Raw genomic sequence first — 23,414 nt, forward strand, 5'->3', positions numbered from 1 at the left:
TTACAAACTGCTGTTAAAGATTCCTGAAAAGAAGATCATGATAGCTATTGGGATAGAAATCTTGAAGAAAAAGAGAGGTGACACCTTTTCTTTGCAGGATAGACAAAGGTGGGCCACCCTGCTGCCCGGCATAGCAGCGCGGCAGGGTGACTCACCTTAATAAAAAGAGGTGATACCTTTTCTTTGCCGCGAAAGCAAAAGGTGTCACCTCTTATAATATAATTCGGTTTTAAGCTCGCCGCTTGTAGCTCATAGCTCGCTGTTATTATTGCAATAACGTTCCCACTGTCACTTTATCTTTCATCATCTCCCGCACCGTTTGTGCAATGCCCGCCGCATCATAACCACACTCGCGGTGTAATTCTTTGGGCGTGCCATGTTCTACCAAACGATCAGGAATACCCAGCATTTTCACAGTAGCACGGTAATTGTGTTGCGCCATAAACTCCAATACAGCACTGCCAAATCCTCCAATAACAGTACCATCTTCAACCGTAATTACCCGGTCAAATTTGCTGAACACTTCGTGTAAGAGTGCCTCATCCAGCGGTTTGGCAAAGCGCATATCATAATGGGCCGGGTTAAGGCCTTCAGTTTTCAGTTCGCGGATAGCCGCCGTGGCAAAATTGCCGGGATGCCCTAAGGTCAGGATGGCAATATCATCCCCATCCTTCAGTTTACGACCCTTGCCGATAGCGATTTCCTCAAAAGGTGTTTTCCAATCGGGCATCATTCCTTCGCCACGGGGATAGCGGATCACAAAGGGAAGTTGATTGCTTTCCAGCTGGGCCGTATACATGAGGTTGCGAAGTTCGCTTTCATTCATGGGCGCACTGATCACCATATGAGGAATACAACGGAAATAAGGAATGTCATAGGCGCCATGGTGCGTAGGGCCATCTTCTCCAACCAATCCGGCACGGTCGAGGCAAAAGATCACAGGCAGCTTTTGTATGGCTACATCATGCACCACCTGGTCATAAGCACGCTGCATAAAAGAGGAATAGATATTACAAAATACCCTAAGGCCCTGCGTAGCCATACCGGCACTAAGTGTTACAGCATGTTGCTCACAGATACCCACATCAATGGCACGATCGGGCATTTGCTCCATCATGAATTTGAGGGAGGAACCCGATGGCATGGCAGGCGTAATACCAAAAATGTTCTTGTTCTTTTCCGCCAATTCTATAATGCTATGTCCAAACACATCCTGGTATTTAGGAGGTTGTTTGGTTTCAAAGGTCTTTTATAGATTTCGCCCGTGATCTTATCAAAGAGACCGGGTGCATGCCATTTGGTTTGGTCTTTTTCGGCCAGTGAATAACCTTTGCCCTTCACCGTAATAATGTGCAGCAGCTTAGGACCAGGGATCTTTTTCAGGTCTTGCAGCGTATCTACCAGTTTAGTAATATTGTGGCCGTCAATAGGTCCAAAATAACGGAGCTTCAAAGCCTCAAACAGGTTACTGCTTTTGTTTACAAATCCTTTTACACTGTGCTCCAGCTTACTGGCCATTTCACGGGTAAATTTTTTACCTACCGGCAATTTGCCCAGCGCCTTCCAGATATCATCTTTCAGGCGGTTGTAAGTATGCGAGGTGGAGATATCAGTAAGGTATTCTTTGAGCGCACCCACATTGGGGTCAATGCTCATATTGTTGTCATTGAGAATGATGAGCATGTCCGCATCCGTTACCCCTGCATGGTTCATCCCTTCAAAGGCCAGTCCGGCTGTCATAGCGCCATCACCTATGATGGCTACCGACTTGCGGTTCTCTCCCTTGTGTTTGGCAGCGATGGCCATACCGAGGGCGGCAGAAATGGAAGTAGAAGAATGTCCTACACCAAAAGTGTCGAATTCACTTTCACTGCGTTTGGGAAAGCCGCTAAGGCCATTGTACTTGCGGTTACTACTGAAATTGTCCCTGCGGCCCGTCAATATTTTGTGTCCATAAGCCTGATGCCCTACATCCCATACCAATTGGTCAAAGGGTGTATTGTAAGCATAATGAAGTGCAACAGAAAGCTCTACAACGCCAAGGCTGGCACCAAAGTGACCGCCATGAACACTCACTACGTCAATGATGTACTGACGTAATTCATCACACAACTGATGCAGCTGTTCCCGGCTAAGCTGCTTAACATCTGCCGGTGATTCAATCATTTTGAGTAAAGGGCCAGGAGCAATTTCCATTAGGAGAAAATTTATGGGTCAAAAATACTATTTTATCGGTTGAAATTCAGGGATTGGGGCATTTAGAGGCCCAATGGACGATTGGCAAGGCGAAGCAGTTAAAAACAAGGTTGGATAATAAGTCCCAATTTGATATATTCGATTGATTTTTAATAGAATGATGTCCAATCGACAGTAAAAAGGTGCTATACACCTGCCGATAGCCCGGCTTTTAAGCCATATATCCAAAATACAGTAGGAGGGCTATCCAAATGTATAGTTTTGCTAAGACCCAAATTCTGAAATGGCGAAAAGAAATTCATATTACTGGCTTTGCCAGATAGGTGGCTGGGGCCTGGTTGGCCTTTCCATGCTGTTCTATGCTTTTACCTTCAAAGAGGAAATATCAAATGCCTACCTGTACAGGATACTTATCTATGTTGTTTCAGGAATTGTAAGTACCCATATTCTACGGGAGTTTCTTAAACGAACCAATTGGCTTTTATTGCCCATCGAAAAGATGGTGACCAGGTTGGGGGCAGCCGTAATCATTACCAGTATCCTTTATGGGTTGTTGGTATTGGGCGCTTATGAAGTGTTCAAATTTGAGAACAAGAACAAACTGGATTTTTCCACCCGCCTGTTTGCCAATGTACTCAACATTGGTATTTTCATGATCCCCTGGATCTTATTGTATTACTTCTATCATTACATTGAGAAAAGCCGTCGCCAACAGGTAGATACCTTAAAGTTGGAATCCTTGGTGAAAGAATTGGAGCTAAAGACCATCAAATCGCATATCAACCCCCATTTTATCTTTAATGCACTGAATAGCATCCGGGCATTGATCGATGAAAATCCCAATCGTGCACGCAATGCGATCACCGAATTGAGTAATATTCTGCGTAGTAGTATGCAGGCCGAGAAATTGGAAACAGTGCCATTTGAAAAAGAGCTGAATATTGTAAAAGACTACCTGGCACTGGAATACATTCGTTTTGAAGACCGCCTCAGTATTGAATACCAGATAGATGAGGATACCCTGGACCAGCCTGTGCCGCCCATGATGCTGCAAACCCTGGTAGAAAATGCCATTAAACATGGCATTGGCAAACAGGTCAGCGGGGGCATTGTGAAAGTGATCTCCGATTTTAAGAATGATTTCCACGAACTGGTCGTATTAAATTCAGGCTCCCTCAATGGCCACTATAATGGGGATGGGTTTGGGCTTTCCAGCACCAAAAACCGGCTGCAATTATTGTTTGGTGAAAAAGCTAACTTTGAAATCAAACAGGTAGACGCAGGATTGGTAGAAGCAAGGATCTTAATTCCTGTTGAAATAAAATAAAGGATCTATGATCAAAGCGATTATTATTGATGATGAAAGACTTGCCAGGAATGAACTGAAGAAACTGCTGATGGAATTTCCTGAAATTGAAGTGGTGGCCGAGGCTGCCAATGCAGGCGAAGGAATTGAGAAAATAGAGCATATAAATCCCGACCTGGTATTCCTGGATATACAAATGCCAGGTAAAACAGGTTTTGATATGTTGTCCGAACTGGACAGAACCCCCAACGTAATATTCACTACAGCGTATGATGAATATGCACTGAAAGCATTTGAAGTAAATGCCCTGGATTACCTGTTGAAGCCAGTAGAACCCAAGCGGCTGGCAGATGCAATCAAAAACTGCACATGCAGGATGAGCGGGGAGAAACCAATCCCTTGCCCCTGAATGTGAACCGCTCCATACTTAGTGAAAATGACCAGGTGTTTGTAAAAGATGGTGAGCGATGCTGGTTTGTGAAACTATCCGATATCCGTTTGTTTGAAAGCGTGGGTAATTATGCCAAAGTGTATTTTGGTCCCAATAAGCCACTCATCTTAAAATCACTCAACGCCCTGGAAGAAAGGTTGGATGAGAAGACTTTTTTTCCGGGCCAACCGCAAGCATATTGTCAACCTCCGACTGATCGATAAAATTGAGCCTTATTTCAATGGTGGCTTACTGTTGGAGTTAAAGGGTGGTGAAAAAATTGAGGTCAGCCGTCGTCAAACCGTGAAGTTCAAAGAAATGATGAGCCTGTAACTATTTCGGATGCTGTATTCCCGATATAGTATAGCTAACCGTTATCGGCGGCTGTATTTTTCTAAATTCCCTGTGTTATTAACCCTTAACTGCTATATTTATCCCATGATGAAAAAGTAATTTTCCCTGTAGCCCTGGTTGTCATCAGTAACCTTGGCTTTTCACAGTCAATTGACCAGATCATTAATGTTACCGAAGTGGAGCGCGTAGAGCGCATACTTTCGGCCGATGATATGCAAGGCCGTAAACCATTTACGCCAGGCATAGAAAAAGCAGCTGCCTTTATTGCGGCTGAGTTTCAAAAGGCCGGCCTGAAGCCCGTAAACAAAGGATCATACCTGCAGTCTTTTGATATGATCCGTACCAAATTTGTCTCAGCAAAAGGCACCTTGAATGGGAAACCATTAGAGGAGAAAGATATCCTGGGGGTAACGGCAAAAACAGCCCTCACGATTACCGAATCGTCCAAATATAAAAAGCTAAACGTAGCAAAGGACAGCCTGTACCCGGTGTATGCACGCCTAACCAAAACGCCCGGTAATTACCTGCTGGCGGTAGATACTGGCGCCCGTAACCTGTTTAATGGAATAAAGCGTCGTGGTACTTCTTTTCCTCCCGCCTCCAATATCATTGCCGTGCTTACTACCGAAGACCCTGCTACCTACAGCATAGAGTTTAACCAGGAAGTAACTACCATGCCATTGGCCAATGTGGTGGGTATATTGCCCGGCAAAAGCAAGAAGAAAGAATATGTGATCTTTTCTGGTCACTATGATCACCTGGGTATTGGTAAACCCAATGCAGCGGGCGATTCTATTTATAATGGCGCCAATGATGATGCCGCGGGTACTACCGCTGTTATTATGCTGGCGCATTACTTTGCCCAGCAAAAAAATAATGAACGTACCATTGTATTTGCGGCCTTTACCGCCGAGGAATCGGGAGGTTTTGGTTCGGGCCATTTTTCACGTCAGTTTGAACCTGAAAAAGTAATGGCCATGTTCAATATTGAAATGATTGGCACCGAAAGTAAGTGGGGCACTAATTCGGCTTATATAACAGGCTATGAAAAAACCGATATGGGAAAGATCCTGGAGAAAAACCTGGAAGGAACCGACTTCAAATTCTATCCTGATCCTTATCCCCAGCAACAGTTGTTTTATCGTTCCGATAATGCTACCCTGGCCAAGCTCGGTGTGCCGGCCCATACCATTTCTACTTCCAAAATGGACAGCGAAAAGTATTACCATACACTGGACGATGAAATTGAAACACTGGATATGAAGAATATGACAGAGATCATCAAAGCGATTGCCCTGAGCTCTACTTCCATTGTAGCAGGGAAGGATACCCCTTCACGCGTTGACACCAGTGCCTTGAGATAATTTGGTAATGTAGCAATTTGGAAATGTGCTTATTGGCGAAGAGGATAAAAAATTATGCAAATGCCGCTATTCATATTTTAAATATGAAAGCGGCATTTGCATATCATTAAATTTATTAATTGGTACATTTCATTGAAAACCAGTGCCAATGGGCCTGTATTACAAAAAGCTGTATATTTATTTATCATTTAAAGCTTTCCGGTAACATTTTTGAAGGAGATGCTTTATTTTACTAACCTTAAAAGAATTTATTATGGCAGATGTACAATTGACTGCATACAATGTAAAGACCAAGGAGAAAGGAGTACCTATGCAGGATGCAGTGATTACTAAAACCGCCAAAGGAGCTTATATGGCACAAGGGCATGATGGTAAGGGGAATAAGCTCACTACCCTGTTGGGCGAAGAAAAAGCCCTGGCAGCTATTAAAGCTGGCGTGGCAAAACAAGGCTGGGAATAACCAGGAGCGGTAACATCAGCACCAGGCTGAATTATCCATCTATAGCATAAAAGCTTTACTGTACTATTGTCAAAAGGCCGTTTATTAACGGCCGGTGATTGAAACACGGTCTGATCGTTACTGGTCCGGCCGTGTTTTCTTTATAGGGGGTAATAAATATAATTTAACACTAATCTGTTTTCGGGAAACTACTGCACATGAGACCTTGCCTGCTATACATGCTGCTATTGCTGTTGGCCAGCGTTTCCCTGCCTGCACAAACCAACGATAATTATTTCCCCAACGGCTCTGCCTTCCGCGAAAATTGCAATTGCTATACCCTCACCAACGAACAGAGTACCCAATCAGGCTCTGTTTGGAATAAGATCAAGATCGATCTTACCCAATCTTTTGATTATAAATTCAACATCAACCTCGGTAATCGCGATGCCGATGGGGCCGATGGGATGGTATTTGTGCTGCAAAATATTAGCCTTAGCATTGGCTCCACCGGCGAAGGAATGGGATTTGGTGGCGTAACCCCTTCAATTGGTATTCCCATTGATACCTGGCAAAATGGAAATCAGAATGATCCGGCCTTTGATCATATTTCCATCAACCGCGATGGCGATGTGAACCACACTTCTTCCAATAACCTGGCTGGGCCCGTAACCGCTCTTGCTGGTAAAGACAATATTGAAGATGGCCAATGGCATACCCTTCGCATTAGCTGGAATGCCGTTACCAAATCAATATCCGCCCAAATTGATGGAGTAGAACGTGTGCAGGCAACCATTGATCTCGTAGCGCAGGTATTTAATAATAACCCCATCGTTTATTGGGGGTTTACAGCTGGAACCGGCGGATCTTATAATCGCCAGCGTTTTTGTACCTCGCTCAATCCGGGATTTTCATTGGCCCCCAATCAACTTACCTGTTTCCCCGCTTCTATTCAGTTTCATGATAATTCCCTTTCCTTCGGCACCATCTTAAATTGGTATTGGGATTTTGGAGATGGCACTAAGGCCGATGTACAAACACCACCTCCACATGTATATCCTTCACCAGGTATTTACCAGGTAAAGCTGAATATATTTGGGAATGATGGGTGCCTGTCCGATACCTTTAAAACCACCGTGGTGGTAGGCTCCAAACCTGTCGCCAATTTCGGACCTCCACTCCCTCCCTATTGTAATGAAGCAGTAGTGCCTTTTACCGATTCCTCCAAAGTACAATTTGGCTCCATTAATACCTGGGAATGGCAAATTGATGGCCAGCCAGTGGTTAAAACCAGCCCGGGTTATGAGCAGGCATTTACTTATGGACCACATACCATGAGCCTGCTGGTAAAAACAAAGGAAGGCTGTGTATCGGATCCAATAACACGTACATTAACCATGTCGCCCGCACCTGTAGTAGATATGCGTTTTTCTGATACCTGTTTCCGCACGCCTGTTTTGTTTACCAGTAGTAACCTTACTCCAACCATTCCTGTCAAACAATGGTATTGGTTGCCGGGCGATGGCTCCCGGGATAGTTCAATAAGTATTGAACATGTATATACTAAGGGCGGACAGTACACCGTTAAACTCTATGCCGTAGCTGAAAATGGTTGTTATGCCGATACCGTTGAAAAGCCAATCCGCATCTATGAAACCCATGCATTTGCCGGCAATGATACCGTGGTTACCGATAATCATCCCCTGCCACTTCATGGATCAGGCGGCGAATTATACAACTGGTCGCCACCTGATGGCTTAAGTGATCCTGACATTGCCAATCCCATCGCCTTCATCAAAAGCAGTATGAGTTATGTACTGACAGCATACACACCCATGGGATGTGAAACGAAGGATACCATCCGGATCAAAGTATTCAAAGGGCCGGCCATTTATGTACCCAATGTGTTTTCGCCCAATGGCGATCAACGCAATGATCGTTTCCGCATGACAGCAGTAGGCATCTCTGATATTTATTTCTTCCGCATTTTTAACCGTTATGGCCAACTGGTCTATAACTCCAACAACTCAAAAGAAGGATGGGACGGCACCATCAAGGGGCAGCCGCAGGCTACCGGAACTTATGTATGGATGGTAAAAGGAAAAGACTTTACCGGCCAACTGCATGAGCAAAAAGGTACATTTATGCTAGTCCGGTAAAGTGGTAAGAGAGGTAAGCACATAAGTAGAAAGGCAAATTCGTAAGTCAGACTAGATAATATTAAAAAAGTTTAAGCTGAATTAAAGTTTCACATTGCCTGTCGAACCCCGCTGTCAGGTTGAGCCCGTCGCAACCGGCTTAGCCGATCTAAAGGGGGCGCACGAAATGTTTTCCCGTGTGAGATACTTGACAGCTCTCCCCCTCACTAACCCTTCCCCAATATGAAATCCACGCCAAACGTAAATGAGCTTAGCAAGTGGAAATTTACATTGGATGATTTGCTGATGGGAGTTCCCCGCTTTTGTTCCGGTTGTGCACATAACCCAGTCCACCGAAATCTACATTGACCAGCAATTTGGGTAATGCCTGATAATATAAGCCAGGGGTTACATTGACAGTGTACCCTGTATAGGTGTTCTTAACCTTTCCACTAGGGTATGTTTGCACGTTTCTGCCAGTCGAAAAACCAGCACTGGGTTCCAGGTACCAGCCAAGTTGCTTTTTGATGGTCATGTAATGCCTCCAATATATAGTCGTGCCGATACTGGTGTTGTTACTTTTGTCAGAGTTGGTTTCAGATTTAGAAGTTTGGTATCCAAAGCCGACCTTAAGACCCAATACCGAGTTATTACCGATGGCATAGCTTATACGGGGAGAAAGATTGCTATTGGTTGAAGACCCATTGAGGTTGCTGCTGCTACCATAATAAACACCCATGGTAGCGCCCAATAACCAATCACCCTTTTGTACCTGGGCAGTTAGTGTTGTAGTAAAAGAAATTGTAATAACAAGCAATAGTAAAATTTGTCTTTTCATAAAAGTGTTTTAGTGTGCCACAAATATGAAAAGTAAAAAGGAAGTAAAGAATAGTCCTTACTTCCTTTCACACAGATTTATGTTAAGCAAATTAGAATGTTAACAGCCCTTAACTGATGGATCCATAGCCCATATAACTATGAAGTACAGGCGGCAATTGTATGCCTGTTTCGGCCTGGTTGTTTTCCAGCAGGCAAGCCAGGATACGGGGAAGCGCCAGCGAACTCCCATTCAAGGAATGTACCAATTGGTTTTTACCATTGCTATCCTTAAAGCGTACTTTCAGGCGATTGGTTTGGTAAGCTTCGAAATTAGAAACAGAACTAACTTCCAGCCATTTTTCCTGCGCAGCACTGTACACTTCAAAGTCATACGTCTGAGCCGACGTAAAACCCATATCACCACCACAGAGGTTTAATATGCGGTACTGAAGACCCAGGTTCTGCAACAGCTTTTCTACATGGCTCACCATTTCTTCCAACACATCATAACTTTTATCGGGATGTACCAATTGCACCACCTCTACTTTGTCAAACTGGTGCAGCCGGTTCAATCCACGTACATCTTTACCATAACTGCCAGCTTCCCGGCGAAAGCAGGGCGTATAGGCAGTCATTTTAACCGGCAGGTCCGATTCTTTCAACAATTCATCGCGGTAAATATTCGTTACCGGCACTTCGGCTGTTGGGATCAGGTAAAAATTATCCTCCGTTACATGATACATCTGACCTTCCTTATCGGGCAACTGGCCGGTGCCAAAGGCAGATGCTTCATTCACCATGAGCGGGGGCATAAATTCCGTATACCCTGCCGCTGTATTATAATCCAGGAAATACTGGATCAGCGCACGCTGCAACTTGGCCCCTTTGCCTATATAGACCGGGAAGCCACTGCCCGTAATTTTATTGCCCAGTTCAAAGTCAATGAGGTTGTATTTTTAGCCAGGTCCCAGTGCGGTACCGCATTGTTATGCAGCGTGGGTTTTTGACCGCCTTCCCGTACGATCACATTCTCTTCGGGTGTTTTACCTGGGGCACTTTGGCCGATGGCATGTTGGGCAACCTTACGATGCTATCCTGCAATTGTTTTTCTACCAACGCCAGGCGGTCGGCAATCGGCTGCTGAGAGGCCTTTAAAGAAGCTACTTCCTGCTTTTTGACATCGGCTTCCGCTTTTTGTCCTTTTGCCATTAACTGCCCAATCTCTTTGGCCGAGCTGTTTAGTTTGGATTGCGCATTTTCCGATTCAAGCTGCAGTTTTTTTACGTTCATCATCCAGCGAAATAATTTCATCCACCAGTTGTAGATCCTTAAAATTCTTGATCGTCAGTCGTTCCTTTACCAGCGCTGTATGCTGGCGAATAAATGGTACCTGTAACATCGCAATTCAAATTTGTGGCAAAGATAATTGGGGATTGATGGATTTTGGGGATTACGCCGATATTTTACCGCTTAATAAGTTGATTCAGAACATTACTGCGTATCAAGGGAGGTTTTTATAGACATCCGGGTTGCGGATCTGCATAAAACGATCGGGCTGGGGTAGTGGTGTAAATCCCAATTGAGCATACAAACTATGTGCATCCCGGGTTGCCAATTCGATACGTCTTAACCCCTGCAGTTCGGGATGTTGTAAAATAACTTCCACCAGCCATTTACCCAGCCCTTTGCCCCGTTGCGATTCATCAATAAATACATCGGCCAGGTAAGCATAAGTAGCCAGGTCCGATATCATCCGGGCAAACCCCACCTGCACTCCATCCTTATAAACCCCAAAACAAAGAGCGCCATCTACCGAGCGCTGAACCGTATTAACAGGGATCCCTTCGGCCCAGTAAGAGGTGGTGAGGAAGGCATGAATGTAGGGAATGTTTAATATATGTTTGTCTGTCGAAATCGTATAACCATCTTTTGTAACTGTCATGGCTGGAACCGTTTCAGCAAAAATAAGTATTGAAAATTGGCTGTGAGCTATGTGCCACGAGTTTCAGTGAATAGAGTGCGGGCTTTACCCTCACTGCTCAAAGGCAATGGCTGGCAGCTCGAAGCTCGCCGCTGTTTCCTTATCTTTGCGCCATGCAAATACAGGATGATCTGCAGAGTCGCTGGTGGAATCTGGAAGCCAGCTTAGTAGAGCGGTTTGGAAAAAAACCGGATATGGAAACCATACTATTTCTGATTGGGGTCCAGGAGTTTGGAGAAATACGTCCAAAATTTACCAAGGAACAAAAACAGGACCTCATACATGTTGCTGTATGTTCACTGCTTTCACAAAGCGGGTATTATGAACTGACAGCAGTAGATGAGGATGGATGGCCCCATTTTAAACAATTAAAAGTCTTGCCAGAATTCAATATGATTGACCAGGAAAACTTTCTGAAAGACCATATTTTATTATATTTTCAACAGAACGGATTCCAATAGGAAAACAGACCACTCGCTTTTTACCCCTAGCCCAGTATATTAATCATGAAAAAGGAACGGGTTACTCTTTTATACTTCTCCTCACAGGAATGTTGTTCATTGCTGCCTCCTGCAACCCCTGGTTGGGAAACGGCTTACGTAAAAACGACCGGCGCAGGGATGTGGAAATGGTTACCGATAAAGGCACCCTCGTGATCCGTTTGTCGGATAGTACCCCCCTGCACCGCGATAATTTTCTCAAGCTGGTAAGACAGGGCTTTTATGACAGCATCTTGTTTCATAGAGTGATCAGGAATTTTATGGTGCAGGCAGGTGATCCCAATAGCAAAAAGGCAAAGCCGGGCGAGTCATTGGGTGATGGGGGCCGGAATATACCATACCGGCCGAATTCAGGACCACCATGTTCCATAAGAAAGGGATGGTAGCAGCAGCCCGTACCGGCGACAATATCAACCCCCAGCGGGCCAGCAGCGGTGCTCAATTTTACCTGGTACAGGGCAAAATATTCAATGATAAAGCCTTGGATTCAGTGGAGCAATTCAGGCTCAAAGGCCGCAAATTGCCTATTGCCCACCGCGAAGTATATAAGACCATTGGAGGTGTACCGCACCTCGACCAGAATTACACCATTTTTGGGGAGGTGATCAAAGGGCTGGCAGTAATAGACAGTATCGCGGCAGTGCCAACCAGTGGCCGGGAGGGGGCGACAGGCCCTTGCAGGATGTACATATCATTAAAGCCAGGCTGGTTAAGAGAAGATAGCTGAAAGGTGGGGGCGACTGGCAATCCGGGCAATGAGATCCCGGGTAGGTCGGATTTATAACGCCGGACTTTCAGTCTAAATGTCTTTCCGACTTCTTGTCTTTCCGACTTTTCCTGTAATATTGCAGCACAAAATTCAACAGCATGAATATTCCAGCTAATCTACGTTATACCAAAGACCACGAGTGGGTGTTATTGGAAGGCAATACAGCAACAATAGGCATTACAGATTTTGCACAAGGCGAATTGGGAGATATTGTATACGTGGATATTAGTGGCTTGGGTAAACCACTGGCTGCGGAAGAAGTGTTTGGAACCGTAGAGGCCGTAAAAACCGTTTCCGACCTGTTTTTGCCCTTAGCAGGTACCGTTACTACTGTTAACCCCGAATTAGATGGCCAGCCCGAACTGGTCAATTCAGATCCTTATGGAGAGGGTTGGATGGTAAAAGTTACTGTTAATAACCCCGCAGATGTAGATGGGTTGCTGGATGCAGCGGCTTATGGAAAATTAGTAGGGGCTTAGAAATCCAACAATATTTAAATTACGTTTATAAAGAGTGGGTAATTCCACTCTTTTTTTGGTTATATTGAGCTTCGCTTTGGGTAAAACACATTTTTGAGCGCCATTCCTACATATACGGAACAGGAACTGGTCTCCCTGCTTAAAAACAGGGATAATAAGGCTTTTGGTTATCTCTACGATCATTATTCAGGCGCTTTATACAGTATTATATTGCAGATATTGGGTGATACGGAGCTTGCCAATGACGTATTACAAGATGTTTTTGTCAATATCTGGCGAAAGATAGAAAGCTATGACTCCACAAAAGGAAGGCTATTTACATGGATGTTGAATATAGCCCGTAATGCTTCTATTGATACGCTACGTTCCAAAACCTACCAAAACGACCGGAAAAACCAATCTATGGATGACCAGGGTGTAGGACACCTGGTGGCACTTGTTACCCAAGTGAATGTAGACAATATAGGCTTTAGGAAAGTATTAACACAATTGCGGGAAGAGCAACGTTTATTAATTGACCTGGCTTATTTCAAAGGATATACACATGAGGAAATTGCAGAAATGGAAAATATTCCATTGGGCACTGTAAAAACGCGCATCAGAAGTGCATTGACTCAATTAAGGGGATTTTTAAAGTGAATATAAAAGATTACATATCAAGTGGCATAGTTCAAAGCTATGTATTGGATCAGGCAGATGCAGCCGAGCGCGCAGAGTTTGAAAAACACTGCGCCCAATACCCAGAGCTTGTTGCCGAACGCAAAGCATTCGAGGAAGCCCTCGAAAATTTGCTTTTGCAAAATGCGGTTGTACCACCGCGACAGGTTAAGGACGGATTTTTAGAAGCTATTCAGAACCCTTCTATAAATCAATCTAAAGTCATCACAATGGAACAACACTCAAACACACCTGCTCGAAAGAATGGCGGATTACGTTTCATGGCCGCTGCTTCTGTGGTATTACTGCTGGTCAGCGCCTGGTTTGCCTATGATTTTTATAACCAGGCAACTACACTGCGAGAATCAACAAAGATCTCAGGCCAGGGTTGATACCGCTGAAAACACCCTGCAAAAGATCTCTGATGAACAAAAACTCATCAAAGATCCCAATGTAACCGTTGTTAACATGGTGGGATCTACCACTGCTCCCCAATCTTCTGCCAATGTTTTCTGGGACACCGCTTCCGCTTCTGTATTCCTGATGGTGAAGAACATGCCCCGCCTGCCTTCCGATCAGCAATACCAGCTATGGGCCCTCATTGAAGGCAAACCCAAAAGCCTCGGCGTATTCGACTCCCTGCAAAACAATGTGGTGCTGAAAATGGACAACACCAAGAAAGCTGATGCCTTTGCCATTACCATCGAAAAGAAAGGAGGTAATCCATCTCCTACCCTTGAAAAAATGCAATCCTCTGGCCGGACAAAAGCGCCACTGTAAAACATTTATAGCAGTTTAATCCCTGCTCAAAGGTCTTGCAACATACTACCCCAGGTAGCATGGCAAGACCTTTTCTCTTGTAGCCTGCTATTTTGATTTATCTTTCCCCCAGTATGAGATCCCTATTTCAAAAACTTTGCGCAAAGAAGTTGTTTCCCATTATTTGGACCCTTATTACAATTGGGCTCCTATGCCTTCCCGGCTACTCCATTCCAGGCGATGGTTTAACGCAGGAAATTCCCCATCTTGATAAAATAGTGCATGTAGTATTATTTGGTGGGATCGTGCTTTTTGGGGCCTTTATTATACCCTCAGGCCCCGCCTGGGCCAGCGTTGGCAAAACCTGGTTATTTTATTGGCTGTTTTGAGTACCGGACTCGGAATTGTCCTTGAATATGTACAATTTTACTTTATTCCCCAACGCAGTTTTGACAGGTTTGATATTGTGGCGGATGCTTCAGGCGCCCTCGCAGCTATGCTTTACTTGCTTTTTCGCTATCCTGGAAGATGGGTTAAGGACTGATATACAGTTTATTGCAAAAAAATGGCCCTTGTGGAAACAAGGGCCGTAACCAAAACTAACTGCTTATGAGAAAATTGACTGCTTTATGTGAGTCTTTAAAAAGAACTTCTAAAATATAGTAACGCAAATCCAGTGCCATTAGTATGATCCCCGCCGTTAAAGAAGGTTTAAAACCAGTCCTGGGATTTGCTGAAAAAGATCGAAAGAAAGAGCTCAATTGTTTGACATCACAAAGGAACGACCCCTGCACATATTTTCCATTCTCTTAATGGATTTTTTCAAAATGTTAACATTCCCAAGCAGCAAAAACAGGGTTCAATAGGTTATTTCAACAAGTAAAAAAATAGGTTTCTATTAAAAGAATATTAAACTTATATGTATTGGCCTGTATTATCGGCCAAAAGGCCTTTACCGAATCCAATATATTGCCTCCTCCTTGTCCGCCTGAGAACATAGCCATTACATCTTGCAGGTCCGTATCACCATCACCATCTATATCCAACCCCCTTGCGTAACCTTACTTAGGATACCCTGAATGTTTATGTTTTGTGATTTGCCTCCCGAAAGCTGATTGAATATCCCTTGTATATCAAAACTATTATCACCCGGATCATTGGTTTTGCTGACCAGTTGCTGCAACACATTGGGCACCAGGTTGCCGGCGATTCCATTAGCCGACTGTTGGTCAAAACCAAACTTGTTCATGAGCTGCTGAATAACATTCCCCGAAAGGTTTTGTACGACAGGATTGGCATTGGTAGGCGCATCTTGTCCGCCAAACAATTTCAATACATCTTTAAGGCCGCCTGAAGACAGGACATTTTGCAACCCGCCTGCAATCGATTGACCGGTTTCTGCAATGACCTCTTCATTGCGCTCATTCGGTACTGTGGGATTATTAATAATAGCATCCCCTGCCTGTTCGCGTACCAGGTTGATTAAATTGTCTAGCATAAACGTTGTATTTAAAGTGATGAAGTAAAACGTTACGTAGAGCCAGGGATTACAACATGCTATAAAGGGGCCTTCTTAGTTTTGCTTCGCTATTTTCTCTGCATTTTCTGCAAACTGTAAGGCATCTAAAAATTCCTGAATATTTCCGTTCATAACATCATCCAGGTTATAAACAGTTAAACCAATACGGTGATCAGTTACCCGACCTTGCGGGTAGTTGTAAGTACGGATCTTGGCGCTACGGTCGCCCGTACTCACCAGACTTTTCCGGTGCCGGGCTATCTCATCTTCCTGTTTGCGTACCTGTTCTTCATATAACTTGGTACGAAGCATCTGCATGGCCTTCTCCCGGTTACCCAACTGCGACCGTTCTGTTTGGCAAACTACCACCGTGCCGGTGGGTATATGCGTAAGCAATACTTTTGTTTCTACCTTGTTTACGTTTTGTCCCCCGGCACCGCCACTTCGGGCCGTCTCCATTTTCACATCCGCCGGGTTCAGTTCAAAATCCACCTCTTCTGCTTCCGGCATCACAGCTACCGTTGCAGCCGAAGTATGTACCCGGCCAGAAGCTTCTGTATCCGGTACCCGCTGTACACGGTGAACACCACTCTCAAATTTCAGCGTGCCATATACATCATCACCCGTTACTTCCAATTGAACTTCTTTGTAGCCGCCTACCGTTCCTTCCGTTTCACTAAGAATGGCCGTTTTCCAGCCTTTCCGTTCACAATAACGAAGGTACATACGCAGCAGGTTGCCGGCAAATAAACTGGCTTCATCACCACCTGTACCGCCCCTGATCTCCAATATAACGTTTTTCTGGTCCTGTGGATCTTTGGGTATTAGCAATTGCCGGATCTCCGCTTCCAGTTTTTCCTTTTTCTCTTCCAGCAAAGGCAACTCCTCCTTGGCCAATTCACGCAGCTCCTCATCATCCCCCTTCATGGCATCCCGGTAACTTTCCAGGTCATTCAACACTTCCTTATATTGAGTATGGGCCGTCACGATCTTTTCCAGACTACGGTATTCCTTACTTAACTCCGTGAATTTCTTGTTATCACTAACAATAGCAGGATTGGTCAATGCTACCCCCAGGTCCTCAAATCGAGCCCTGATCGCTTCCAATTTGTCTAACATGTTTGCTGTATTTTTATGTAGTCAGAAAGTCGGAAAAGTCGGTAAGTCCGAAAGTGAACCTGTTAAGGGGTCAATCTTTCCGGTCTTCCGGTCTTTTCAAAAGGCTTGCAAAGTTAATCGTTTCAACGTTTACATGGAGTATAGAAAATTCACCGCCGACCATTTATTTACCGGTAGCCGATTATTGGAGAATCAGGTGCTGGTTACTGATGAGAAAGGGTTCATAGAAGCTGTCATTCCCACTTCCGAAGCCGGCAGCGAGGTACAAACCCTGGCAGGCATACTGGTGCCCGGATTTGTCAATGCCCATTGCCACCTGGAACTCAGCCACCTGAAAGGCGTCCTGGAGCCCCGTAAAGGCATGATCGACTTCCTGCTGGGGGTCATGAGCCAGCGCTTTGTGCCGGAAGAAAATATATTGCAGGCCATTGCCGATGCCGAAACAGCCATGTGGCAAAACGGTATTGTGGCCGTAGGCGACATTTGCAATACCCCTCATACCCTCCCTCAAAAAGCACTGCGACGGTTGTACTACCACAATTTCATAGAAACAACCGGTTTTGTACCAGCCACCGCACCTGCCCGGTTTCAAACAAGCCGCGAACTGTGGGAGCGGTTCCAGCAGGCCGGAGGCCCGGCGGCAAAAAATAATACCATCGTTCCCCATGCCCCCTATTCCGTTTCTCCTGCTTTGTTTGAGCTCATAACCAGTTGGGAAGCCAATACCCTGCTCACCCTGCACAACCAGGAAAGTAAGGACGAGGAAGCTTTCTTCAGAACCGGCAAAGGCGATTTTAACCGCTTGTATGAAGCGCTGGGCCTGGACATATCATTTTACAAGCCAGAGGGAAAAAGCAGCTTGCAAACCTGCCTTCCCCGGTTCCATAATGGCCAATCCCTTATTTTGGTTCACAACGTACTAACCAGTGAGGATGACTTGCGATTTATCAACAAAAGCGTTGCCCTGCCGGATTGCCATTTCTGCCTATGCCCCAATGCCAACCTGTATATTGGCAATGGATTACCCGATCTTGATATGTTACGCAGCCATGGAGTGTCCATTGTAATTGGTACCGACAGCCTGGCATCCAACGAACAATTATCCGTTTTGGCCGAAATAAAGACCCTCCAGTCTCACTATCCCGGCGTGCCCCTGGAAGAGCTGTTACAATGGGCTACCCTCAATGGCGCCAAAGCATTGGGCATCCAGCATGTTTTTGGCAGTTTTGAAAAAGGGAAAACACCGGGCGTGGTGCTCTTGCATCCTGATTTATCAGGAATACAGCGGTTCTTTTGATTACCCGTCACGACAATCGGCAACTCAATGTCATTTAGTTAGGGAGGATCCCCTTTAACGGTCGTTTTGCGCCGTTAGGTGCACAGCTTTGTAAAAACCAACTGCGTGCTCAATGTGGCGCCGTAGGTGACGCTACTTGCTGTTTTATGACCCTGTATATAAACTAAAATACATTCATCGGTAACCAGGCAACCAACTGCTAGCTCAATACTTCCTGAAGGATGGGCAAGGTTTTCAAGGCGCCAAAATCGGCTACATGCAGCGCATAGAAGGTTTCATAGGCTTTCAGTAATACCCTCCTCATGTCCTGGTTCAGTTGAACCTGTTTCAATTCATGTGGCTGCATTACTTTCAGCAACTGCGAAGTGATAAAACTATACTGCCCCTGCAGGAAATAAGGGTGAATAGGATGTTCAGTTACAAATTCACCTTCCTGCAGATCAAGGAATGGATGTTCCGCCGAATAATCGTCACTAAACCGGAACCCATAAAAGCTGGTCAGGTGCAAGGCGAAGAAAAGTGAAAAATTGGCTGTCACCCCTTCGTCTGCTTCATCCAGGTGAATAAAGGCGTCTTCAATAAAATGAAAGAGGTCTGCATTAGCCTCTGGTTGCTTCAATGTTTTCTGTAGCAGCTCAACCATGAACAGCGCTACGGAGTTTTTAACCACATTGAAAAACAGGTGTTGGTATATATGTCCCCATTTGAATTCCTTGAGCCGTTGCAGATTCTTCAGGTCATTGTGATAAACAACCAGGTCCAGGATGGCCGATGGCTGGAATAAATTGGCCTTGCCCGGCCCTTTTTGGTAGAAGTCCTAACTCCATTTACCAGGTAGGATTGTATGCCAAACAGTTCCGTATAGATGGTGACGATGACGCTGGTTTCGCCATACTTCACTGTTTTTAATACAACTCCTTTGGTTGAATGGATCATTTGCCTACAAAAACGATTTTAGTAACTGTTTTTCCTGTTTATTATCATCACTTACCAATACCAGGTAAATGCCTGTTGAGATCGTTCTTCCCCGGTAATCCTTGCCGTTCCACACCGCTTGCCCCCCAAGGCCCTTGTCTGGTACACCAGCCGGCCATCCATTTCTGCAATTTTTACAAGCCCATTGTTTGCCAAACCCCGGATAGCGATCCTGCCATTATACCCAGGTGGAACCGGATTCGGAAACACCAACACATTATTATTAGCAGTGCTGCCATCAGTACTTTCACCCCGGTACGAACAAATGCCCTTATTCGTAGAAAAATAAACCTCTCCACTATTCCCATCTACTGCAATTTGTTGCACATCATCACTCAACAGCGGGCTATTGGCTGTTGTGAAACGCGCGATCGTTTTGGATCCGTCGGCGTTGATCAGCCACACCCCATTTTCGTGCCGATCCATTTCCGGTCGGCCCCATCTACCGCAATACATTGTACCTGCTCATCACTAAAAAGATAACCGGCAAAATTGTCCTGCTGTACCACCGGTAATAATGCCTCACACCCACTGGAAGTAAACACTTCCTGCGGACATTGGATGATGCCAATACCCTGCCGGGTACCGATCCAGATAAATCCACTTTTATCCCTGGCCACACTCAACACCTGGTTATCGGGCAAATTACCATTACCCCTGCCGGCCCGGTACCATTTCCATCGGTCATCGGCGGGATTGTCAATCGTTTGACCATGATTAAAACAAAACAGCCCATTGCCATTGGGAGCAATGATCCATTTCTGATTTACATCATCAATTACTATTTGTGCTACCCCGTTTTCCGGGATCGAATAGGGAATAAAGAAAGTGCGCCAGCTGCCATCTTGTTTTCTCACCAACACATTTTGTAGCCCTCCATAGTTGGCTATCCATAGATTATTTTCCGCATCAAACGCCAATCCACTTACCCGGTAACTGCCGGGTGCAAAGTAGGCAGGCTGCAAGGGGAGTTTTGTTTATAGAGCTGCGTCGAACCGTTTTGGTTCAGTTGCAATAACCCGCCACCAAATGACCCGGCCCATACCGATTCATCAACAGCGTCTACAGCCAGTGATACAATATCCGGAAAACTATCCATGAAAGGAAGGTTGCCCCTATTAAAATTACGCCAGCTGTCCTCACTAAATGAATACAATCCATCCTTATTTCCGGCGGGAGCCCAGGTGGCAGTTACCGACCCCGCAGCCGCCCAAAGCTTGCTATTGATCACCTGTAACCGACCCGTAGCAAGCGAGTAGGGTGAATTGGGAATAAAGCTTTCAAATTGGCCAGCGGCATAGCTGGATAAACCCGATAAACTGTCTGCAATCCAATAGCGACCACCTGCAAAAATAGCTTGCCGCGGGCGCCGCGTAAGCAAAGCGTTTTGAATAAGTTCATCCACAATTCCGCCTGCTGATAGTACCGTTACCCTGCCGGCGTCAGCCAGCCCCTCACTAACCATTAATTTATCCGCGGAAATATTGATACCACTAATCGTCCACTCATTGCCATACAGGAATTGCCATTGGTTGTTAACAGCGAGGAATAAAGAATCATTTTTAATACCACCAGCTGATCCCGCCAGGCTACTGTGGCCGTTACAGCGCCAGCCGTTAACCCATTGATGCCCGAGATATTTTGCCAGCTACGGAAATCCGCCAGGTTATTACCATTCACTCCAGCCTTTTTCAAGCCTTCATCCGTTGCGGCATAAAAGAAAGCCCCTCCAACTGCCATTCCATTCACCCTTACTTTATTGCCCGTATTCCCAATAATATACGTGTCTTTTACTTCATATTTCGCCAGGTTAATAACCATAATCCCCAGGCCTGTACTCAAATAAGCCTGTTGTCCATAGCTAAGAATATGGTTGATCCTTTTATCGCCAGTAATTGGGGAGTTCTTGATGGCATCGATTCGATGCACCATTTTATTCTCCAATACATCGATCAAACTATTGTTGTAGCCAATCACCAATTGGTCCCCTGTTTCATTGAGGCCCATGGCACTGATGCCTGCTTCACTGAGCCCGTTTACCTTACTGTAACGGTCAATATTATGATCTGCCATATCTATCGAGAAAATGCTCCAGCGTGTGGCGCACCATATTTGATCCACAGAGCCGGCTACTTGCAGCGCCTGGTGATAAGACAGATGGTCCCGCCATTGTCCCAGTGGCGGTGTTTGCGATCGTAGGCCTACTGGTAGAGCAAAGACGAGATAATACAGAAAAAAACGCGTATTGGCATATTAATCAAAGTTAATTGAATGAAACCAACCAATTAAAACCACGAAAACTTCATTAATCCCTTCAAATTAAGTTTCTTTGCCTCGCCTGCCGAAGCCTTTGGCGTAGAAGCGTGCACCCTGAAGCATACTTCCAGGCGGCTTTTCTCGTTATTATTCTTCATTAAATTGTTGATTACTCATGTGGGGACCCCTTGCACGCTTTATTCTACAATTCCGCTGGTTATTACTTTGTCTCCTCCTCGCCGTGACCGGGTTTATGACCTGGCATGCCATCAAAGTCCAGCTGAGTTATGAATTTACCAGGGCCATTCCTACCGATAATCCCAAATACCAGGCTTACCAGGCATTCCGGCAGCAATTTGGAGAAGATGGTAACCTCCTCGTCATTGGTGTGCAAACCGATCAGCTTTTTACCGAAAAACTATTCAATGCCTATATTCAGTTAGCTGCCGATATGAAAAAGGTGGAGGCTGTTGAAGATGTACTAAGCGTTCCCGCTGCCACCAATCTGTTGAGAGATGCAGCAGCCGAAAAGCTCAATGCTTCCCCATATTTCCTGCCGGCAATTTGTCGCAGACCACAATCGACTCCTGTGCCGCCGTATTTCGCAGTTTACCTTTTTACCAGGGATTATTGTACAACCCCGCTACCAATACCTGGTTGATGGCCATCCGTATTAACAAGGATGTGCTCAATTCAAAGAAAAGGAATGATGTGGTGGCCAAAATTGTAGAGATCGGCGATGACTTCGGAAAAAGCAGGGGCTCGATATGCATTACAGCGGCTTGCCACTTATTCGTACCAATATAGCAACCAAAGTTGCCCGCGAAATGCAATGGTTCCTGTTGGGATCAATTGTATTATCGGCTATCCTCCTGCTGATCTCTTTTCGCAGCTTTAGCGCCATGGGACTATCACTGGCCGTTGTGATCATTGGCGTATTGTGGAGCCTGGGCACCATGGTATTAATGGGCTATAAGATCACCATCCTCAACGCCCTCATCCCCCATTGGTGGTAGTAATAGGAATACCCAACTGTATCTATTTCTTAAATAAATTCCATACGGCCTGGAACGATACAGCCACCATTCCCGATCCCGTATTGAGAAAGCGTACCGCCCTGACTGAAATGATTAGCCGGATGGGCGTGGTAACCTTGTTCTGTAATATTGCAGCTGCTATTGGCTTTGGTGTGTTTGCGTTAACAAAAAGCGCCGTGTTGAAAGAATTTGGTTTTGTTGCAGGTATCAATATCATGGCCCTGTTCTTCATTTCCATCATCATTATCCCCGTAGTGTTGAGTTTTCTGCCAGCGCCCAAACCCCGCCACACCCGTTACCTGGATAACAAATGGCTCCTTTCTATATTGGACAGGCTGGAAATATGGTCTGTAAGCCATCGGAAAATGATCTATGCCCTTACCGGTATTATCCTCATATTATCAGTAGTCGGCATTTTTCGCCTCCGTTCTGAAGGATTCATGGTCGATGACCTGCCCAAGACTGATAAGATCTATACCGACCTCAAATTCTTTGAAAAAAACTTCAAAGGCATCATGCCTTTGGAAATAGTAGTGGATACCAAAAGAAAGAATGGACTGCGCGCCAATATGCTCCAAACCTTTGCTAAGATCGACTCCTTATCCGGTTATATTGCAGCACAGCCCGAAATGGCAAGGCCGCTTTCTATTGTTGAGGGTTTAAAGTTTGCCAGGCAGGCCTACTATGAAGGCGATAGCGTGCAATATGGCCTGCCCACCAGCTTCGACATTGGTTTCCTGGCTCAATACTTAAGTAGTAAAGGCGACGACAGTACGGGCAAGCAGAATAACTTCACCAGGGTAGTGCGTTCTTTCATGGATAGTACCCGCCAGCGTACCCGCATCAGCGTTAACATGGCCGATGTAGGCAGTAAAAAACTGCCCGAATTGATCCAGTCCATTGAAATGAAAAGCGACCAGCTTTTGATACAGCCCGTTATAAAATTGAATTTACCGGCACTACCGTTACCTTCCTGGAAGGCAGCGCGTTTATCATCAATGGTCTTAAAGAAAGTATAGC

34 protein-coding genes are annotated in these 23,414 nt (G+C 45.2%); 19 read left to right on the forward strand and 15 right to left on the reverse strand.

Annotated elements, in window-relative coordinates; genetic code table 11:
* Positions 1–265: 265 nt before the first annotated feature.
* Positions 266–1,210 (reverse strand): transketolase C-terminal domain-containing protein, encoded by a 945-nt coding sequence (locus tag RS881_RS04135; RefSeq protein WP_315819922.1) that lies wholly within the window; start codon positions 1,208–1,210, stop codon positions 266–268.
* Positions 1,189–2,196, reverse strand: a complete 1,008-nt coding sequence (locus tag RS881_RS04140) for a 1-deoxy-D-xylulose-5-phosphate synthase N-terminal domain-containing protein (RefSeq protein WP_315819923.1) — start codon at positions 2,194–2,196, stop codon at positions 1,189–1,191. Before RS881_RS04140 ends, RS881_RS04135 begins: the two co-directional genes overlap by 22 nt.
* Positions 2,197–2,479: 283 nt before the next feature.
* Here RS881_RS04140 and RS881_RS04145 point away from each other — a divergent pair, with 283 nt between their 5' ends.
* The 7 genes from RS881_RS04145 (at position 2,480) to RS881_RS04175 (ending at position 8,248) form a co-directional block, all read left to right on the forward strand.
* The gene (locus RS881_RS04145) at positions 2,480–3,523 is read left to right on the forward strand and encodes a sensor histidine kinase (protein WP_315819924.1); all 1,044 of its coding nucleotides are present in this window, start codon (positions 2,480–2,482) and stop codon (positions 3,521–3,523) included.
* A 7-nt stretch (positions 3,524–3,530) separates the two neighbouring features.
* The gene (locus RS881_RS04150) at positions 3,531–3,911 is read left to right on the forward strand and encodes a LytR/AlgR family response regulator transcription factor (RefSeq protein ID WP_315819925.1); all 381 of its coding nucleotides are present in this window, start codon (positions 3,531–3,533) and stop codon (positions 3,909–3,911) included.
* Positions 3,872–4,156 (forward strand): LytTR family transcriptional regulator DNA-binding domain-containing protein, encoded by a 285-nt coding sequence (locus RS881_RS04155; protein ID WP_315819926.1) that lies wholly within the window; start codon positions 3,872–3,874, stop codon positions 4,154–4,156. Before RS881_RS04150 ends, RS881_RS04155 begins: the two co-directional genes overlap by 40 nt.
* Complete coding sequence (locus RS881_RS04160; protein ID WP_315819927.1) at positions 4,095–4,265, forward strand: LytTR family transcriptional regulator DNA-binding domain-containing protein; 171 nt, start codon at positions 4,095–4,097, stop codon at positions 4,263–4,265. The genes RS881_RS04155 and RS881_RS04160 overlap by 62 nt, the downstream gene beginning before the upstream one ends.
* A gap of 197 nt (positions 4,266–4,462) precedes the next feature.
* A complete protein-coding gene (locus RS881_RS04165; RefSeq protein ID WP_315819928.1) occupies positions 4,463–5,650 on the forward strand; it encodes a M20/M25/M40 family metallo-hydrolase in 1,188 nt (395 codons plus the stop codon).
* 253 nt (positions 5,651–5,903) lie between these two features.
* Positions 5,904–6,110 carry a hypothetical protein gene (locus RS881_RS04170; RefSeq protein WP_315819929.1) on the forward strand — a complete coding sequence of 69 codons (207 nt, stop codon included), beginning with the start codon at positions 5,904–5,906 and terminating at the stop codon, positions 6,108–6,110.
* A 197-nt stretch (positions 6,111–6,307) separates the two neighbouring features.
* Complete coding sequence (locus tag RS881_RS04175; protein ID WP_315819930.1) at positions 6,308–8,248, forward strand: lectin-like domain-containing protein; 1,941 nt, start codon at positions 6,308–6,310, stop codon at positions 8,246–8,248.
* A gap of 265 nt (positions 8,249–8,513) precedes the next feature.
* Here RS881_RS04175 and RS881_RS04180 read toward each other — a convergent pair whose 3' ends face one another.
* The 5 genes from RS881_RS04180 to RS881_RS04200 all read right to left on the reverse strand — a co-directional run bounded on the left by RS881_RS04180 (position 8,514) and on the right by RS881_RS04200 (position 10,988).
* The gene (locus RS881_RS04180; RefSeq protein ID WP_315819931.1) at positions 8,514–9,065 is read right to left on the reverse strand and encodes an outer membrane beta-barrel protein; all 552 of its coding nucleotides are present in this window, start codon (positions 9,063–9,065) and stop codon (positions 8,514–8,516) included.
* Between the two features lie 109 nt (positions 9,066–9,174).
* Entirely contained in the window at positions 9,175–9,990 is an 816-nt protein-coding gene (serS, locus tag RS881_RS04185) for a serine--tRNA ligase (RefSeq protein WP_315825023.1), read from the reverse strand.
* A 79-nt stretch (positions 9,991–10,069) separates the two neighbouring features.
* Positions 10,070–10,339 carry a hypothetical protein gene (locus RS881_RS04190; RefSeq protein WP_315819932.1) on the reverse strand — a complete coding sequence of 90 codons (270 nt, stop codon included), beginning with the start codon at positions 10,337–10,339 and terminating at the stop codon, positions 10,070–10,072.
* Positions 10,311–10,445: a hypothetical protein gene (locus tag RS881_RS04195; protein WP_315819933.1), complete on the reverse strand. Its 135-nt coding sequence runs from the start codon at positions 10,443–10,445 to the stop codon at positions 10,311–10,313. Before RS881_RS04195 ends, RS881_RS04190 begins: the two co-directional genes overlap by 29 nt.
* Positions 10,446–10,547: 102 nt before the next feature.
* Positions 10,548–10,988: a GNAT family N-acetyltransferase gene (locus tag RS881_RS04200; RefSeq protein WP_315819934.1), complete on the reverse strand. Its 441-nt coding sequence runs from the start codon at positions 10,986–10,988 to the stop codon at positions 10,548–10,550.
* 233 nt (positions 10,989–11,221) lie between these two features.
* Between RS881_RS04200 and RS881_RS04205 the strand changes: the two genes are divergently transcribed.
* The 8 genes from RS881_RS04205 to RS881_RS58980 all read left to right on the forward strand — a co-directional run bounded on the left by RS881_RS04205 (position 11,222) and on the right by RS881_RS58980 (position 14,735).
* The gene (locus RS881_RS04205) at positions 11,222–11,488 is read left to right on the forward strand and encodes a hypothetical protein (RefSeq protein WP_315819935.1); all 267 of its coding nucleotides are present in this window, start codon (positions 11,222–11,224) and stop codon (positions 11,486–11,488) included.
* Positions 11,489–11,577: 89 nt separating this feature from the next.
* Complete coding sequence (locus RS881_RS04210) at positions 11,578–11,913, forward strand: peptidylprolyl isomerase (RefSeq protein WP_315819936.1); 336 nt, start codon at positions 11,578–11,580, stop codon at positions 11,911–11,913.
* Positions 11,907–12,254, forward strand: a complete 348-nt coding sequence (locus RS881_RS04215) for a peptidylprolyl isomerase (RefSeq protein WP_315819937.1) — start codon at positions 11,907–11,909, stop codon at positions 12,252–12,254. The genes RS881_RS04210 and RS881_RS04215 overlap by 7 nt, the downstream gene beginning before the upstream one ends.
* 140 nt (positions 12,255–12,394) lie before the next feature.
* The gene (gcvH, locus tag RS881_RS04220; protein ID WP_315819938.1) at positions 12,395–12,775 is read left to right on the forward strand and encodes a glycine cleavage system protein GcvH; all 381 of its coding nucleotides are present in this window, start codon (positions 12,395–12,397) and stop codon (positions 12,773–12,775) included.
* A gap of 93 nt (positions 12,776–12,868) precedes the next feature.
* The gene (locus tag RS881_RS04225; protein WP_315819939.1) at positions 12,869–13,414 is read left to right on the forward strand and encodes an RNA polymerase sigma factor; all 546 of its coding nucleotides are present in this window, start codon (positions 12,869–12,871) and stop codon (positions 13,412–13,414) included.
* A gap of 44 nt (positions 13,415–13,458) precedes the next feature.
* Positions 13,459–13,824 carry a hypothetical protein gene (locus RS881_RS04230; RefSeq protein ID WP_315819940.1) on the forward strand — a complete coding sequence of 122 codons (366 nt, stop codon included), beginning with the start codon at positions 13,459–13,461 and terminating at the stop codon, positions 13,822–13,824.
* Between the two features lie 76 nt (positions 13,825–13,900).
* Positions 13,901–14,212 carry an anti-sigma factor domain-containing protein gene (locus tag RS881_RS04235; RefSeq protein ID WP_350340085.1) on the forward strand — a complete coding sequence of 104 codons (312 nt, stop codon included), beginning with the start codon at positions 13,901–13,903 and terminating at the stop codon, positions 14,210–14,212.
* Positions 14,213–14,576: 364 nt separating this feature from the next.
* Complete coding sequence (locus RS881_RS58980) at positions 14,577–14,735, forward strand: VanZ family protein (RefSeq protein WP_350340086.1); 159 nt, start codon at positions 14,577–14,579, stop codon at positions 14,733–14,735.
* A 492-nt stretch (positions 14,736–15,227) separates the two neighbouring features.
* Here the strand turns inward: RS881_RS58980 and RS881_RS04240 are convergent, their stop codons facing one another.
* Positions 15,228–15,689: a hypothetical protein gene (locus tag RS881_RS04240; RefSeq protein ID WP_315819942.1), complete on the reverse strand. Its 462-nt coding sequence runs from the start codon at positions 15,687–15,689 to the stop codon at positions 15,228–15,230.
* A gap of 75 nt (positions 15,690–15,764) precedes the next feature.
* Positions 15,765–16,829: a peptide chain release factor 1 gene (gene prfA, locus RS881_RS04245; RefSeq protein ID WP_315819943.1), complete on the reverse strand. Its 1,065-nt coding sequence runs from the start codon at positions 16,827–16,829 to the stop codon at positions 15,765–15,767.
* A 133-nt stretch (positions 16,830–16,962) separates the two neighbouring features.
* Between prfA and RS881_RS04250 the strand changes: the two genes are divergently transcribed.
* Positions 16,963–18,126, forward strand: coding sequence for an amidohydrolase family protein (locus RS881_RS04250; protein ID WP_315819944.1), 1,164 nt, complete (start codon positions 16,963–16,965; stop codon positions 18,124–18,126).
* Between the two features lie 199 nt (positions 18,127–18,325).
* Here the strand turns inward: RS881_RS04250 and recO (RS881_RS04255) are convergent, their stop codons facing one another.
* The 6 genes from recO (RS881_RS04255) to RS881_RS04280 form a co-directional block, all read right to left on the reverse strand.
* Positions 18,326–18,769 carry a DNA repair protein RecO gene (gene recO, locus RS881_RS04255; protein WP_315819945.1) on the reverse strand — a complete coding sequence of 148 codons (444 nt, stop codon included), beginning with the start codon at positions 18,767–18,769 and terminating at the stop codon, positions 18,326–18,328.
* A gap of 89 nt (positions 18,770–18,858) precedes the next feature.
* Entirely contained in the window at positions 18,859–19,062 is a 204-nt protein-coding gene (gene recO / locus RS881_RS04260) for a DNA repair protein RecO (RefSeq protein WP_315819946.1), read from the reverse strand.
* A gap of 51 nt (positions 19,063–19,113) precedes the next feature.
* The gene (locus RS881_RS04265; protein ID WP_315819947.1) at positions 19,114–19,506 is read right to left on the reverse strand and encodes a hypothetical protein; all 393 of its coding nucleotides are present in this window, start codon (positions 19,504–19,506) and stop codon (positions 19,114–19,116) included.
* Positions 19,497–20,066 (reverse strand): two-component regulator propeller domain-containing protein, encoded by a 570-nt coding sequence (locus RS881_RS04270; protein ID WP_315819948.1) that lies wholly within the window; start codon positions 20,064–20,066, stop codon positions 19,497–19,499. Before RS881_RS04270 ends, RS881_RS04265 begins: the two co-directional genes overlap by 10 nt.
* Complete coding sequence (locus tag RS881_RS04275) at positions 20,027–20,566, reverse strand: hypothetical protein (protein WP_315819949.1); 540 nt, start codon at positions 20,564–20,566, stop codon at positions 20,027–20,029. Before RS881_RS04275 ends, RS881_RS04270 begins: the two co-directional genes overlap by 40 nt.
* A complete protein-coding gene (locus RS881_RS04280) occupies positions 20,566–21,222 on the reverse strand; it encodes a PorZ beta-propeller-like domain-containing protein (protein WP_315819950.1) in 657 nt (218 codons plus the stop codon). Before RS881_RS04280 ends, RS881_RS04275 begins: the two co-directional genes overlap by 1 nt.
* A 310-nt stretch (positions 21,223–21,532) precedes the next feature.
* Here RS881_RS04280 and RS881_RS04285 point away from each other — a divergent pair, with 310 nt between their 5' ends.
* From RS881_RS04285 to RS881_RS04295, 3 genes are all read left to right on the forward strand, one after another.
* Positions 21,533–22,018: a hypothetical protein gene (locus RS881_RS04285; RefSeq protein WP_315819951.1), complete on the forward strand. Its 486-nt coding sequence runs from the start codon at positions 21,533–21,535 to the stop codon at positions 22,016–22,018.
* A gap of 106 nt (positions 22,019–22,124) precedes the next feature.
* Positions 22,125–22,373 carry an MMPL family transporter gene (locus RS881_RS04290; RefSeq protein ID WP_315819952.1) on the forward strand — a complete coding sequence of 83 codons (249 nt, stop codon included), beginning with the start codon at positions 22,125–22,127 and terminating at the stop codon, positions 22,371–22,373.
* Entirely contained in the window at positions 22,364–23,413 is a 1,050-nt protein-coding gene (locus RS881_RS04295) for an efflux RND transporter permease subunit (RefSeq protein ID WP_315819953.1), read from the forward strand. Before RS881_RS04290 ends, RS881_RS04295 begins: the two co-directional genes overlap by 10 nt.
* Position 23,414: the final 1 nt, after the last annotated feature.

The sequence above is a fragment of the Paraflavitalea speifideaquila genome (assembly GCF_032395985.1).
Taxonomy (GTDB): domain Bacteria; phylum Bacteroidota; class Bacteroidia; order Chitinophagales; family Chitinophagaceae; genus Paraflavitalea; species Paraflavitalea speifideaquila.